This window comes from Siculibacillus lacustris, assembly GCF_004328075.1.
Lineage (GTDB): Bacteria > Pseudomonadota > Alphaproteobacteria > Rhizobiales > Ancalomicrobiaceae > Siculibacillus > Siculibacillus lacustris.
This window is the reverse complement of sequence record NZ_SJFN01000005.1, coordinates 1-13,539: the sequence shown is the minus strand read 5'-3', so window position 1 is coordinate 13,539 and position 13,539 is coordinate 1. Positions and strand designations below refer to the sequence as shown.

The 13,539-nt window shown below is 69.3% G+C and carries 15 protein-coding genes and 1 pseudogene; 10 read left to right on the top strand and 6 right to left on the bottom strand.

The window, feature by feature from the left end:
- Positions 1-358: 358 nt before the first annotated feature.
- From EYW49_RS04655 to yddG, 6 genes are all read left to right on the top strand, one after another.
- Complete coding sequence (locus EYW49_RS04655; RefSeq protein WP_131306708.1) at positions 359-547, top strand: twin transmembrane helix small protein; 189 nt, start codon at positions 359-361, stop codon at positions 545-547.
- A 40-nt stretch (positions 548-587) separates the two neighbouring features.
- Positions 588-1,166, top strand: a complete 579-nt coding sequence (locus EYW49_RS04650; RefSeq protein WP_131306706.1) for a cob(I)yrinic acid a,c-diamide adenosyltransferase — start codon at positions 588-590, stop codon at positions 1,164-1,166.
- Between the two features lie 216 nt (positions 1,167-1,382).
- Positions 1,383-2,132 carry an electron transfer flavoprotein subunit beta/FixA family protein gene (locus EYW49_RS04645; RefSeq protein ID WP_131306704.1) on the top strand — a complete coding sequence of 250 codons (750 nt, stop codon included), beginning with the start codon at positions 1,383-1,385 and terminating at the stop codon, positions 2,130-2,132.
- A gap of 13 nt (positions 2,133-2,145) precedes the next feature.
- Positions 2,146-3,090, top strand: a complete 945-nt coding sequence (locus EYW49_RS04640) for an electron transfer flavoprotein subunit alpha/FixB family protein (RefSeq protein WP_131306702.1) — start codon at positions 2,146-2,148, stop codon at positions 3,088-3,090.
- 264 nt (positions 3,091-3,354) lie between these two features.
- Positions 3,355-4,236 (top strand): 3-hydroxybutyryl-CoA dehydrogenase, encoded by an 882-nt coding sequence (locus EYW49_RS04635; protein WP_131306700.1) that lies wholly within the window; start codon positions 3,355-3,357, stop codon positions 4,234-4,236.
- 121 nt (positions 4,237-4,357) lie between these two features.
- Positions 4,358-5,254: an aromatic amino acid exporter YddG gene (yddG, locus tag EYW49_RS04630; RefSeq protein ID WP_131306698.1), complete on the top strand. Its 897-nt coding sequence runs from the start codon at positions 4,358-4,360 to the stop codon at positions 5,252-5,254.
- Here the strand turns inward: yddG and EYW49_RS04625 are convergent.
- Both EYW49_RS04625 and gloB read right to left on the bottom strand, forming a co-directional pair.
- Complete coding sequence (locus EYW49_RS04625; protein WP_131306696.1) at positions 5,240-5,698, bottom strand: cupin domain-containing protein; 459 nt, start codon at positions 5,696-5,698, stop codon at positions 5,240-5,242. The genes yddG and EYW49_RS04625 overlap by 15 nt on opposite strands.
- A gap of 17 nt (positions 5,699-5,715) precedes the next feature.
- Positions 5,716-6,480: a hydroxyacylglutathione hydrolase gene (gene gloB, locus EYW49_RS04620; RefSeq protein WP_131306694.1), complete on the bottom strand. Its 765-nt coding sequence runs from the start codon at positions 6,478-6,480 to the stop codon at positions 5,716-5,718.
- 173 nt (positions 6,481-6,653) lie between these two features.
- On the opposite strand from gloB, the gene EYW49_RS04615 reads away from it, so the two are divergent.
- Positions 6,654-7,421 carry a class I SAM-dependent methyltransferase gene (locus tag EYW49_RS04615; protein WP_131306692.1) on the top strand — a complete coding sequence of 256 codons (768 nt, stop codon included), beginning with the start codon at positions 6,654-6,656 and terminating at the stop codon, positions 7,419-7,421.
- A gap of 7 nt (positions 7,422-7,428) precedes the next feature.
- Here EYW49_RS04615 and metW read toward each other — a convergent pair whose 3' ends face one another.
- Both metW and metX read right to left on the bottom strand, forming a co-directional pair.
- The gene (gene metW, locus EYW49_RS04610) at positions 7,429-8,076 is read right to left on the bottom strand and encodes a methionine biosynthesis protein MetW (protein WP_131306690.1); all 648 of its coding nucleotides are present in this window, start codon (positions 8,074-8,076) and stop codon (positions 7,429-7,431) included.
- A gap of 55 nt (positions 8,077-8,131) precedes the next feature.
- On the bottom strand, positions 8,132-9,313 hold the full coding sequence (gene metX, locus EYW49_RS04605; RefSeq protein WP_131306688.1) for a homoserine O-acetyltransferase MetX: 1,182 nt from the start codon (positions 9,311-9,313) through the stop codon (positions 8,132-8,134).
- A 131-nt stretch (positions 9,314-9,444) separates the two neighbouring features.
- On the opposite strand from metX, the gene EYW49_RS04600 reads away from it, so the two are divergent.
- From EYW49_RS04600 to EYW49_RS04590, 3 genes are read left to right on the top strand one after another with little or no spacing between them, the layout of a single operon-like run.
- Positions 9,445-10,332 (top strand): chorismate mutase, encoded by an 888-nt coding sequence (locus tag EYW49_RS04600; RefSeq protein ID WP_131306686.1) that lies wholly within the window; start codon positions 9,445-9,447, stop codon positions 10,330-10,332.
- A gap of 36 nt (positions 10,333-10,368) precedes the next feature.
- Positions 10,369-11,481 (top strand): histidinol-phosphate transaminase, encoded by a 1,113-nt coding sequence (hisC, locus tag EYW49_RS04595; RefSeq protein ID WP_131306684.1) that lies wholly within the window; start codon positions 10,369-10,371, stop codon positions 11,479-11,481.
- 4 nt (positions 11,482-11,485) lie between these two features.
- Positions 11,486-12,430: a prephenate/arogenate dehydrogenase family protein gene (locus EYW49_RS04590; protein ID WP_131306682.1), complete on the top strand. Its 945-nt coding sequence runs from the start codon at positions 11,486-11,488 to the stop codon at positions 12,428-12,430.
- Positions 12,431-12,441: 11 nt separating this feature from the next.
- Here EYW49_RS04590 and EYW49_RS04585 read toward each other — a convergent pair whose 3' ends face one another.
- The gene (locus EYW49_RS04585) at positions 12,442-12,771 is read right to left on the bottom strand and encodes a hypothetical protein (RefSeq protein ID WP_131306680.1); all 330 of its coding nucleotides are present in this window, start codon (positions 12,769-12,771) and stop codon (positions 12,442-12,444) included.
- 57 nt (positions 12,772-12,828) lie between these two features.
- A pseudogene (locus tag EYW49_RS04580) lies at positions 12,829-13,539 on the bottom strand (phosphomannomutase/phosphoglucomutase); the annotation flags it as partial.

Genomic DNA, 13,539 nt, shown 5'->3' with positions numbered 1-13,539 from the left:
TGGAAGTTCAGGGGATCTTCCACTCTTGACTGAGATTCTCGCCGGCCGGATTCACTCCGGCCGGCCTTTTTTTGCCCGGACGAGGGGCGCGCGGGCGACGGCGTTTACGAAGATTAACGTCCGCGTGGGACAAGCGTTTACCTTTCCATAGGTTTCCGATTGCTTTCCGGCGGTGTTTCTGCGAAGACAAAGTCACACACAAGGTCATCGCAGCTCTTTGGGAACCGGTCGGCGGAAACGCCGGCCGGTTTTCGATTCCGGCGCCTGCGCAGGCGCGTCGCGACCGGCGGTCCTCTCGCCAAGACACCGCCTCCCGGCCTATGGTCGGGGTCGACCGGAGGCGGAGCGGAGGACGGTGATGGAACGGGTTCTCGACGTCGCGCTGGTGATGGTGGTGATCGCCACCGCCGGGGTTCTGTTCACCGGGGTGTTCGGGATGATGCGCGTCGGCTCGTCCGAGCGGTCGCAACGGCTGATGCGGTGGCGGGTGGCGCTGCAGGCGCTGGCCCTGGTGTTGGTCGCCGGACTGATGTGGGTTCGGCATTGAGGCGGGCGCCCGGGAGGGTGCATCGCAATGGGAACGACGGATGGTGGTGCTCAATCGGATCTATACGCGCAAGGGCGACGACGGCACGACGGCGCTGGTCACCGGCGAACGGCGGCTGAAGTCCGATCCGCGGATCGAGGCCTATGGCACGATCGACGAGACCAACGCGGTGGTCGGGCTGGCCCGCCTGCACACCGGCGTCGATCACCTCGAGCTCGACGTGATGCTGGCGCGGATCCAGAACGATCTGTTCGATCTCGGGGCCGATCTGGCCACGCCGCCGGGAGCGACCCTCAAGTGGGAGCCGCTCCGGATCGTTCCCGCCCAGGTGACACGGCTGGAAGCGGAGATCGACCGGCTGAACGGCGATCTCGAACCGCTCGCCTCCTTCGTGCTGCCGGGCGGCAGCGCCGCGGCGGCCCATCTCCATCACGCCCGCACGGTGTCGCGGCGGGCCGAACGGCTGATGGTGGCGCTGGCCGCCGGGGGCGACGACAGGGTCGGGCCGGCGGCGATCGCCTATGTCAACCGCTTGTCCGACTTCTTCTTCGTGGCGGCGCGGTGGGTGAACGACCACGGCCGGTCCGACGTGCTGTGGGTGCCGGGCGAGAACCGCTGAGACCGCGGGCGCGGGAGCGGCGGGCGGTCGTCGGCACCGCACGTCAATACCCTGCCGATATCGTTCAGATGGCGAATTGACAGGGCTCGGGGACGTCAATAGCGTCCGCCGCGCCCTCGATGGCGAGCGCGACCGCGACGCGATCCGGTCCCGTTCGTGCGTCGGCACCACAGTTTCGATGCCGGCGGCGTCCGGCGTGTCGGGAGGCCCCAGCTCATGAAGATCCTCGTACCCGTGAAGCGGGTGGTCGACTACAACGTGAAGATCCGCGTCAAGCCGGACGGTTCCGGGGTCGATCTCGCCAACGTCAAGATGTCGATGAATCCCTTCGACGAGATCGCCGTCGAAGAGGCGATCCGGCTGAAGGAAAAGGGCGTGGCCACGGAGATCGTGGTGGTGTCGATCGGTCCGGCCCAGGCCGCCGAGACGCTGCGCACGGCGCTGGCGATGGGCGCCGACCGCGGCCTGCTGGTCAAGGTCGAAGGTGCGGTCGAGCCGCTGGCGGTGGCCAAGATCCTGAAGGGCGTGGTCGAGGCGGAGAAGCCCGGCCTGGTGATCCTCGGCAAGCAGGCGATCGACGACGACTGCGCCCAGACCGGCCAGATGCTGGCGGCGCTGACCGGCTATGCCCAGGGCACCTTCGCCTCCAAGATCGCGGTCGAGGGCGAGACCCTGGCGGTGACCCGCGAAGTCGACGGCGGCCTGCAGAGCGTCGTGCTGACCCTGCCGGCGATCGTCACCACCGACCTGCGCCTCAACGAGCCGCGCTACGCGTCGCTGCCCAACATCATGAAGGCCAAGAAGAAGCCGATCGCCGAATCGGTCGCCGCCGACTGGGGGGTCGATCCGGCGCCGCGGCTGGAGGTGCTGACCACCCGCGAACCGCCGGTCCGCAAGGCCGGGGTCAAGGTCGCCTCGGTCGCCGATCTGGTGTCGAAGCTGAAGAACGAAGCCGGCGTGATCTGAGGGGAGCCGCGACATGACCATTCTGCTCATCGCCGAACACGACGGCACGGTTCTCAAGGACGCCACCGCCAAGGCGCTCTCCGCGGCGCTGCGCATCGGCGGCGACGTCGAAGTGCTGGTCGCCGGCCACGGGGTGGCGGCGATCGCCGCCCAGGCGGCGCACCTCGCCGGGGTCTCCAAGGTGCTGGTCGCCGACGCGGCCCATCTCGCCCACGGCCTCGCCGAACCGCTGGCGGCGCTGATCGTGTCGCTGGCCGCGGGTCGCTCGGCGATCGTCGCGCCGGCCACCGCTTCGGCCAAGAACGTGCTGCCGCGGGTCGCGGCACTGCTCGACGTGATGCAGATCTCCGAGATCTCGGCGGTGGTCGGGCCGGACACGTTCGAACGGCCGATCTATGCCGGCAACGCCGTGCAGGTGGTCCGCTCGAAGGATCCGATCAAGGTGGTGACGGTGCGCACTGCGGCCTTCCCGGCGGCGCCCCAGGGCGGCGCGGCGGCGATCGAAAACGTCGCGGCAACCGCCGATCCGGCGCTGTCGCGCTTCGTCGGCGAGGAACTGTCGGTCTCCGACCGGCCGGAGCTGACCTCGGCCAAGGCGATCATCTCGGGCGGCCGCGCCTTGCAGAGCCGCGAGAACTTCACCACCTACATCGAACCGGTCGCCGACAAGCTCGGGGCGGCGATCGGCGCCTCCCGCGCCGCGGTCGATGCCGGCTACGCCCCCAACGACTGGCAGGTCGGCCAGACCGGCAAGGTGGTGGCGCCCGAACTCTATCTGGCGGTCGGCATTTCCGGGGCGATCCAGCATCTCGCCGGGATGAAGGACTCCAAGGTGATCGTGGCGATCAACAAGGACGAGGAGGCGCCGATCTTCCAGGTCGCCGACTACGGTCTGGTCGCCGACCTGTTCGTCGCCCTGCCGGAACTCGCCGCGAAGCTCGGTGAGGCCGGAAAGTGACGGTGCCGACCTTTCTGCGACGTCATCCCTAGGGATGACGTCGGACGGCTTGCCGTCCGGGCGCGGCGTTCTAAGATCGGCCACCGCTCGTCGGCGACGGGTGGGGCGGGACCCTCGGGAGGCGGCATCCGTCTTTCTCCTGATACGGCTTCCGTTGTTGCAAGAACTTGCGGGGCTGACTATCAGGATGCGGGACATGCCCGTCCCGACCGCCGCGATCGAGGCGGGATTTCCCGAACGCGTCCACGAGAGACCGAGGCCACCATGGGGTTCGATATCAAACGTGTCGGTGTGATCGGCGCCGGCCAGATGGGCAACGGCATCGCCCACGTCTGTGCCCTCGCGGGCTACGACGTCTCTCTGAACGACATGTCGACCGAGCGGATCCAGTTGGGACTGGCGACGATCAACGGCAACATGACGCGTCAGGTGAACAAGGCGCTGATCGCCGACGCCGACCGGGTGGCGGCGCTCGCCCGCATCACGCCGGCGGTCAATCTCGACGCGCTCGCCGAATGCGACATCGTGATCGAAGCGGCGACCGAGAACGAACAGGTCAAGCGCAAGATCTTCCAGCAGCTGTGCCCGGTTCTGAAGCCGGAGACCCTGCTCGCCACCAATACCTCGTCGATCTCGATCACCCGTCTGGCGGCTTCGACCGATCGGCCGGAGAAGTTCGTCGGCGTGCACTTCATGAACCCGGTGCCGCTGATGCAGTTGGTCGAGCTGGTGCGCGGCATCGCCACCGACGACCACACCTTCGACCTGTGCAAGAAGTTCGTGCTGCGGCTCGGCAAGATCTCGACGGTGGCCGAGGATTTCCCGGCCTTCATCGTCAACCGCATTCTGCTGCCGATGATCAACGAGGCGATCTACACCCTCTACGAGGGGGTCGGATCGGTCGACGCGATCGACACGGCGATGCGGCTCGGCGCCAATCACCCGATGGGGCCGCTGCAGCTCGCCGACTTCATCGGCCTCGACACCTGCCTGTCGATCATGCAGGTGCTCTACGAGGGCCTCGCCGATTCCAAGTACCGGCCCTGTCCGCTGCTGGTGAAATACGTCGAGGCCGGGTGGCTCGGCCGCAAGACCCAGCGCGGCTTCTACGATTATCGCGGCGAGAAGCCGATTCCGACGCGCTGAGTGCGTCGATCGTCCGATGTCCGACGCGCCCGACCCCTCGGGCGCGTCGTTCGTTTCCGTCGGGTCGTTCGCGCGCCGGCGTCGCCCGGTGGATGCGTCCGCCGACATGCGGAGTTGGATGATGACGTCTCGATCCCTGGCGACCTCGATCGGCCTCACGGCGATCGTCATGTGGGCGTCGCTCGGAACCCTCGTCGCCGTCTCCGGTCGCATTCCGGCCTTCGAGATGAACATGCTGACCTTCGGCATCTCCGGCGTCGCGGCGACGGTGTGGCTCGCGGCGACCGGTCGACTCGGGGTCCTGCGGCAGCCGCTGCGGGTGTGGGCGCTGGGGGTCGGCGGTCTGTTCGGCTATCACGCGCTGTTCTTCACCGCGCTGCGGCTGGCGCCGCCGGTCGAGGCCAATCTCGTCAACTATTTGTGGCCGCTGCTGATCGTCCTGCTGTCGGGGCTCCTGCCGGGCGAGCGCCTGCGGCCGCATCATCTGATCGGTGCGGCGCTCGGGCTGTTCGGGGCGGGTCTGGTGGTGACGCGGGGCCGGGGCATCGCCATCGACCCGGCCGATCTCCCCGGCTATGCCGCGGCGCTGGCCTCGGCCCTGACCTGGGCCGGCTATTCGGTGCTGTCGCGACGGATGGGGGCGGTGCCGACGGCGACGGTGGCGGGCTTCTGCCTGGCCACGGCGGTGCTGTCGGGGGTCTGCCACCTGATCTTCGAGACGACGGTCTGGCCCCGGGGCGGCGTCGCCTGGGGCGCGGTGGTCGGGCTCGGCGTGTTTCCGGTCGGCCTCGCCTTCTTCGTCTGGGATCACGGGGTCAAGCGCGGCGACATCCAGGTGCTCGGCGCGGCGAGCTATGTGACGCCGCTCCTGTCGACGCTGCTGCTGATTCTCGCCGGGTGGGGCGAGATGTCCGTTTCGATCGGTTTCGCCGCGGTGGCGATCACCGCCGGGGCGCTGATCGCCTCGTGGGACGTGATCCGGCCGGCGTCGCGCAAATCCCGCTCAGGCGACGCCTGAGCCGCGCGGCCGTGGCCGCCAGTCGGGCGGCGCCAGTTCGAAGCCGGCGAAGTCGAAGCCCGGCGCCACCGTGCAGCCGACCAGGGTCCAGCGGCCGAGCGAGGTCGCGGTCTGCCAGGCGTGGGCCGGGACGATCGCCTGGGGCCGCTGATCGTGGATCAGGTCGGGGCCGAGATGGGCGCTCCAGGCGTCGTGGCCGTTCTCCGAGACGGTCAGCGCCAGCGGGCCGCCGCCGTACCAGTGCCAGATCTCGACCGCGTCGATGCGGTGCCAGTGGGAGACCTCGCCGGCCTCCAGCAGGAAGTGGATCGCCGTGGAGCGGGCGCGGCCGTCGGGGCCGGGCCGATCGCGGAAGGTCTCGCGGTAGCGCCCGCCCTCCGGATGTGGCGCGAGATCGAGGAGGCGCGCGACCTCGGCGGCGGTGAGATCGGCGAGCGTCTCCATCGGGCGGGTCCTTCCGCTCAGAAGTGGTTCTTGCGTTCGCGCAGCTCGGCGAAGACCTCGACGTCGGGGCGATCGGCCATGCCGACGGCGGCCTTCACGGTGGCGAGATCGGCGCGCAGGAAGGGGTTGGTGGCGCATTCCTGGGCCAGCGTGGTCGGCAGGGTCGGCAGACCCTCGTCGCGCAGGGTCGAGGCGTCGAGCAGGCGCTGGCGCAGGACGAGGTTGTCGGGCTCGACGGCGACCGCGAAGCGGCCGTTGGCGACGGTGTATTCGTGGCCGCACCACACCCGGGTGGCCGGCGGCAGGGCGCGCAGGCGCCGGAGCGAGCCCCACATCTCCTCGGCACTGCCCTCGAACATCCGGCCGCAGCCGAGCGAGAACAGGGTGTCGCCGACGAACAGCGCCTCGGCTTCGGGGATGTGATAGGCGACGTGGCCGCGGGTGTGGCCGGGGGTGTCGATCATCGTCACCGCGACGGCGCCCAGCGCCAGCGCCTCTCCAGGAGCGATCGCCAGATCGATCGCCGGGATGCGATGGGCGTCGGCGGCATTGGCGACCACCCGGGCGCCGTACCGCTTCTTCAGCGGCCGGATCGCCTCGACATGGTCGTGGTGATGATGGGTGACGAAGATGTCGGTGAGGCGCCAACCGGTCTCCTCGAGGGCATCGACGATCGCCTCGTCCTCGGGCGCGTCGATCGCGGCGGTGGCGCCGGAGACGTCGTCGTGGACGAGCACCGCGTAATTGTCCTCGCGGGCGGGCACTTGGCGGACGTGGATCATCGACTTTCCTCCGACCGGATCGCACCGGGTCGAAAACCTCTCCGATTCATCGTGGGAGCAGGTTCTCGTCGATCGGGCTGGTTTGCCGATCGGAACATGCTCTAACATCCCCGACGGGTGATGGCGACCCGCGTTCCGTTCCGGAACCGGGACCCGCCGCGACGGATGGTGCGATGTTCCTCGACGTGGTCGATCTCCGGAATTTCTACGGCGGACCGCTCGGCGGTCTGGTCCGCAAGATGCTGCGCGCCAAGCTCGCCGAGATGTGGCCCAAGGTCGGCGGCGACCGGGTGCTGGGGATCGGTTACGCGACGCCGTTGCTGCGCCCGTTCATCGGCCGCGCCGAGCGGGTGATCGGCTTCATGCCGGCCCGCCAGGGGGTGGTCAACTGGCCGTGGGAGGGGCCGTCGGCGACCGCGCTGATCGACGAGACGGCGCTGCCCTTGCCCGACAGTTCGGTCGATCGGGTGCTGCTGGTCCACACGCTCGAGATGGCCGACGATCCGAGCGAGGTGCTGCGCGAGATCTGGCGGGTGATGGCGCCGGGCGGACGGCTGATCTGCGTGGTGCCCAATCGCATCGGCCTGTGGGCGCGGCTGGAGACCACGCCCTTCGGCTACGGCCTGCCGTTCAGCCAGGGCCAGCTCGATTCGCTCCTGAAGACCACCCTGTTCTCGCCGATCGACTGGCGCGGCGCGCTCTACATGCTGCCGTCGTCGCGGCCCTTCGCGATCCGGATGGCCGGCGCGCTGGAACGGTTCGGGGCGCGGACCTGGCCGACGCTGGCCGGGGTGCTGGTGGTCGAAGCGACCAAGCAACTCTATCAGGGCCTGCCGGCGCGCTCCGGCAACCGCCTGCGGGCCGCGCCGATCTTCCGCCCGGCGCTGATCCGGGTCGCCGAGGACGAGGCCCCGGAGCTCGGGCACGGCCGGCCGACCTGACGACGTCTCAGCCTTTGCGCTTCAGCACGAACACCGCCTGTTCGCCGAACAGATTCCAGAACCACCACGGCGCGTTGAACGACAGCTTGCGGCCCCAGGCGTCGAGCGCGATGGCCTTCTCGATGTCGGCGTCGATCTCCTTGGCGAGTTCGACGAAGTCGCGGATGGTGCAGAAGTGGATGTTGGGGGTGTCGTACCAGGAATAGGGCAGATCCTCGGTGACCGGCATGCGGCCGAACAGCAGGAACTGCCAGCGGATCCGCCAATGGCCGAAGTTGGGCAGCGACACCACGGCGCGGCGGCCGATGCGCAGGAGCTGCTCGAGCACGCGGCGCGGGTGGGTGGTCGCCTGGATGGTCTGGGACAGCACGACATAGTCGAAGGCGCCGTCGGGATAGGTGGCGAGGTCGGTGTCGGCGTCGCCCTGGATCACCGACAGGCCGCGGGCCACGCCGGCGTTGACGCCCTTCTGCGACAGTTCGATGCCGCGGCCGTCGATGCCCTTCACCGCCGCCAGATATTCGAGCAGCGAGCCGTCGCCGCAGCCGACGTCGAGCAGGCGCACCCCGGCCGGGACCAGTTCGGCGACCACCGCGAGGTCGACGCGGGCCTCGGGCACGGTCGGAATCTTGGAAATGCCGGAGGCGTCGAGCATGGCGGGGTCCTTTCGGCCGACGGGGGGCGGTGCCCGCCCGCCGGGCGCAGCGAGGTCACAGGCCGCGGGCGCGGGCGGCGGAAGCGATGAAGCCGGCGAGGATCTGGTGCATCTCCGGTTCGTCGAGCAGGAAGGAATCGTGGCCGCGGTCGGCGACGATCTCGGCGAAGGACACCCGTGCGCCGGCGGCGTTCAGGGCATGGACGATGGTCCGGCTGTCGGCGGTCGGGAACAGCCAGTCGGAGGTGAAGGACATCACGCAGAAGCGGGTCGCCGTGCCCTGGAAGGCATGGGCGAGGACGCCGCCGTGCTCGGCGGCGAGGTCGAAATAGTCCATCGCCCGCGTCACGTAGAGATAGGAATTGGCGTCGAAGCGCTCGACGAAGGACGAGCCCTGGTGGCGCAGATAGCTCTCGATCTGGAAGTCGCTGTCGAAGCCGAAACCCAGCGTCTCGCGGTCCTGGAGCTTGCGGCCGAACTTCTGGTGCAGCGACGATTCCGACATGTAGGTGATGTGGGCGGCCATGCGGGCGACGGCGAGGCCCTTCTTGGGCGAGGTGCCGGCGGAGAGGTAATGGCCGTCGCGCCAGTCGGGATCGGCCATCACCGCCTGACGGCCGACCTCGTCGAAGGCGATGTTCTGCGAGGAATGGCGGGCGCCGGTGGCGATCGGCAGGGCCGCGAACACCCGCTTCGCCTGGGCCGAGGCCCATTGCAGCACCTGCATGCCGCCCATCGAGCCGCCGGCGACCAGGAACAGGTCGGGGATGCCGAGATGGTCGATCAGAGCCGCCTGCGAGCGGACCATGTCGGCGACGGTGACGACCGGAAAATCGAGGCCCCAGGCGCGGCCGGTGGCCGGGTTGGTCGAGGCCGGGCCGGTGGTGCCCATGCAGCCGCCGAGCACGTTGGCGCAGACCACGAAGAAGCGATCGGTGTCGATCGGCTTGCCCGGTCCGACCACCAGCTCCCACCAGCCCGGTTTGCCGGTGACCGGATGGGTCGAGGCGACATACTGGTCGCCGGTCAGGGCGTGGCAGATCAGCACCGCGTTGGAGCGGTCGGCGTTCAGGGTGCCGTAGGTCTGATAGGCGATCTGCCACGGCGCGAGAGTCACGCCGCAGTCGAGCATCAGCGGCGCCTCGGGCCCGAATCGGGCGACCAGGCTCGACGGCTGGTCGGCCTGACGGTGGCGGCTGGTCTCGGCCTCGCGGACCGGATCCTCGGTGGGCTGCATGGCGCGTTCGTGCCTCGAATGGGCGATCAGCCATGCTGACCGAGGGTGCGGCTGTCAATGTTTTCTTTGATTTCGCCGATCGAGCGGCTATGAAGGCTGCGATCTCCAGGGAAGGTTCGGGTCGGCAAGCCATGACCGAGACGATCGATCCGGGCCGGCGTCTCGCCGGGCTCAGGCGCGAAATCGACACGATCGACGAGGAACTGCACCGCCTCCTGGTGGCGCGCAGCGCGATCATCGACGAGTTGATCAAGGTCAAGGGCACCGTCGCCTCCGGCGCGGCCTTCCGGCCGGCGCGCGAGGCCGACATGATGCGCCGGCTGGTGACCCGCCACCGCGGCATCCTGCCGATCGCCACCGTCGAACACATCTGGCGCGAGATCGTCTCGACCTTCACCTTCCTGCAGGCCCATTACGAGGTCTACATGGACGGCGGTCGCGATCCCGTGGCGATGCGCGACCTCGCCCGCTTCTATTTCGGCTTCACCGTGCCGGCCCATCTGGTCGCCGGACCCGAAGAGGTGATCGATGCGGTCGCCCGTTCGGTGTCGGATCTCGGCATCGTGCGCAGTGCCCAGCCGAGCTGGGTCGGCCCGTGGTGGCATCGGCTCGGCGGCGAGGGCCGGCCGCTGGTGATCGCCCGCCTGCCCTACATCCTGTTCCCCGGCCGGGTCGCCGATCTCGCGGCGCTGGTCGTCTCCAATCCGATCTCCGAGGGGGTTCCGCCGGAAGTGCTGATCCATGCGGTGGTCGGGGTCGGCGATCGCGATCCCAGCGACGCCCTGGCGGCGGTCGGGTTCGAACTGCTGGCGCGGCACGATGACGAGCCGCGCACCGAATTCCTGGTGGCGGCGCCGGCGGCGGCGGGGGTCGAGGCGATCCGCGCGGCCTTCGCGGCGGGGGGCGTCGAAGTGCGCGAGCCGCGACAGGTCGGCGGCTATCCGGCGCCGATTCGACATCCCGGGCCGGGCGCCGCCGGGTCGACCGAGGTCGACGGCGGGGTTCCGGCGATCCGCTGAACCGCCTTTTCCTCCCGCTTTTCGAAGAGATTCGCCATGACTTCCGAAGACACGCGCCCGCAGCGCCCGGTCCCGCGCTCCGGTATCCTCGACATCGCCGCCTATGTCCCGGGCAAGTCCAAGGCCACGGGGGGGGCGAAGCTCTACAAGCTGTCGTCCAACGAGACGCCGCTCGGCGCCAGCCCCAAGGCGATCGCCGCCCATCAGGCCGCCGGCGCCGCTCTCGAGCTCTATCCCGACGGCGCCGCGACGGCGCTGCGCGAGGCGATCGGTCGGGCCTATGGGCTCTCGGCCGAGCGCATCGTCTGCGGCAACGGCTCCGACGACCTGCTGCACCTGATTTCCCAGGCCTATGTCGGCCCCGGCGACGAGGCGGTCTACAGCGAGCACGGTTTCGTGGTCTATCCGATCTCGGTGCGGGCGGCCGGGGGGCGGCCGATCGCCGCGCCGGAGCGAAATCTCACCGCGGACGTCGACGCGCTGCTGGCGGCGGTGACGCCGCGCACCCGAATCGTGTTCCTGGCCAATCCCAACAATCCGACCGGCACCTATCTGCCCTTCGACGAGGTGCGGCGGCTGCATGCCGGCCTGCCCAAGTCGGTGCTCTTGGTACTCGACGCGGCCTATGCCGAATATGTCCGGCGCAACGACTACGAGAGCGGCATCGAACTGGTGGCGACCAGCGACAACGTGGTGATGACCCGCACCTTCTCGAAGATCCACGGCCTCGCCGGGTTGCGGCTCGGCTGGCTCTACGGCCCCGACCACGTCGTCGACGCGCTCAACCGCATCCGCGGTCCGTTCAACGTCAACGCCGCGGCGCTGGCCGCCGGCATCGCGGCGATCGAAGATCGCGACCACCAGCAGGCGGCGGCCGATCACAACGATCTGTGGCTGCCCAAGGTCACGGCGGCGCTCGAGGCGCTGGGGCTGACGGTGACGCCGTCGGTCGGCAACTTCGTGCTGATCGGCTTCCCGGATCTGGCGGGCAAGCGCGCGGCGGAGGCCGACGCCCATCTCCTCGCTGCGGGCATCGTGCTGCGGCGGATGGAGTCCTACGGCCTGCCGCACACGCTGCGCATGACCATCGGCTCGGCCGAGGCCAACGAGGCGACGATCGCCGCGCTGACGGCGTTCATGAAGGGATGACGGGATGACCGCGACCGAAGCCACGCCGGAGCGGCCGGGCTTTCACCGGCTGACGCTGATCGGCATCGGGCTGATCGGCTCGTCGATCGCCCGCGGCGCCCGGGCCCGCGGCCTCGCCGACGAGATCGTGATCTCGACGCGGCGGCCGGAGACGCTGGAGCGGGCGCGCGAGCTCGGGCTCGGCGACGTCTATACCCTCGATCCGCTGGAAGCGGTCGCCGGCGCCGATTGCGTGATCGTCTCGGTGCCGGTCGGCTCGTCCGGGGCGGTGGCCGAGATGATCGGGCCGGGGCTCGCCGCCGGAGCGATCGTCTCCGACGTCGGTTCGGTCAAGGCCGACGTGGTCGCCCAGATGGCACCCCATCTGCCGGACCACGTCCATTTCGTGCCGGCCCATCCGGTCGCCGGCACCGAGCATTCGGGTCCCGACGCCGGGTTCGCCGAACTGTTCGACAACAAGTGGTGCATCCTCACGCCGCCGCCCGGCACCGACCCCGAGGCGGTGGCGCGGCTCTCGGCCTTCTGGCGGGCGCTGGGCTCGAAGGTCGAGACGATGACGCCTGAGCACCACGACATGGTGCTGGCGATCACCTCGCACATCCCGCATCTGATCGCCTACAACATCGTCGGCACGGCGGCGGATCTCGAGACGGTGACCGAATCGGAGGTCATCAAGTTCTCGGCCGGCGGTTTCCGCGACTTCACCCGCATCGCCGCCTCGGATCCGACGATGTGGCGCGACGTGTTCCTGCACAACCGCCCGGCGGTTCTGGAGATGCTCGGCCGGTTCATCGAGGATCTGTTCGTGCTGCAGCGGGCGGTGCGTTTCGGCGACGGCGAGACGCTGTTCCGCCAGTTCACCGAGACCCGGGCGATCCGCCGCGGCATTCTCGACATCGGCCAGGACACCGCCGCGCCCGACTTCGGGCGCACGCCGAAGAAGGGCTGAGCGGGGCCGGGTCAGCGGGTCTCGGTGTATTTCTTGCGGACTTCCTGGGCGGCCCAGGCGGCGCGCGACTGCTCGTCGGGCTTGAGGCCGCGGGTGGCGCAGAACAGCAGGAATTCGGTCGGATCGAAGCCGATCCGCACCACCTTGTCGCCGCGGGCGGAGATCTCGCGCTCGATCTGGCGGGCGCTCTTCAGCCACTGGTCGAAGGTTTCGAACAACACCTCCGGATCGGTCATCAGGCCGCGGTCGCGGGCGTAGGTGGCGCGGTGGAACCAGCAGAAACCGAAGATGCGGAGCGTGGGCGCGGTCGGGGCGGTCGGTGTCGTCGGGGAGTCGGTCATGGCGGATCTCGGGGTCGGGCCGACGGGCGGGCATGCCGTCGGCGCTCGGTTCAGGGGTCAGATGGTCTGGTTGTAGGCGCCGACTTCCGGGTTCTCGCGCAGCACGGCGTCCATGGCGTGGAACATCGCGCGATAGCGGGCCTCCGACACCGGGCTCTCGATCACCACCACCAGCTCCGGCTTGTTCGACGAGGCGCGGATCAGGCCCCAGGTGCCGTCGGCGGTGGTCACCCGGATGCCGTTGACGGTGTTGACCTCGACGATCGCATGGCCGTCGAGCGGTTCGCCCGATTCCTTCATGGCCAGCAGCCGGGCGATCACCTTGTCGACCACGCCGTATTTGACCTCGTCGCCGCAGTGGGGCGACATGGTCGGCGAGGACCAGGTCTTGGGCAGGGCCTGGCGGAGGTCGGACATCTTCTTTCCGGGATTGCGGGCGAGCATGTCGATCACCGCGATCGCCGAGACGAAACCGTCGTCGTAGCCGCGGCCGATCGGCGCGTTGAAGAAATAGTGGCCCGACTTCTCGAAGCCGGCGAGCGCCCCGAGCTCGTGGACCCGGCGCTTGATGTAGCTGTGGCCGGTCTTCCAATAATCGGTGGTGACCCCGAGGCTCTGCAGCACCGGATCGGAGTGGTAGAGCCCGGTCGACTTGACGTCGACGACGAAGGTCGGCTTGTCGTGGACGCGGGCGAGGTCGCGGGCGAGCATGACGCCGACCTTGTCGGCGAAGATCTCCTCGCCGAGGTCGTCGATGACGCCGCAGCG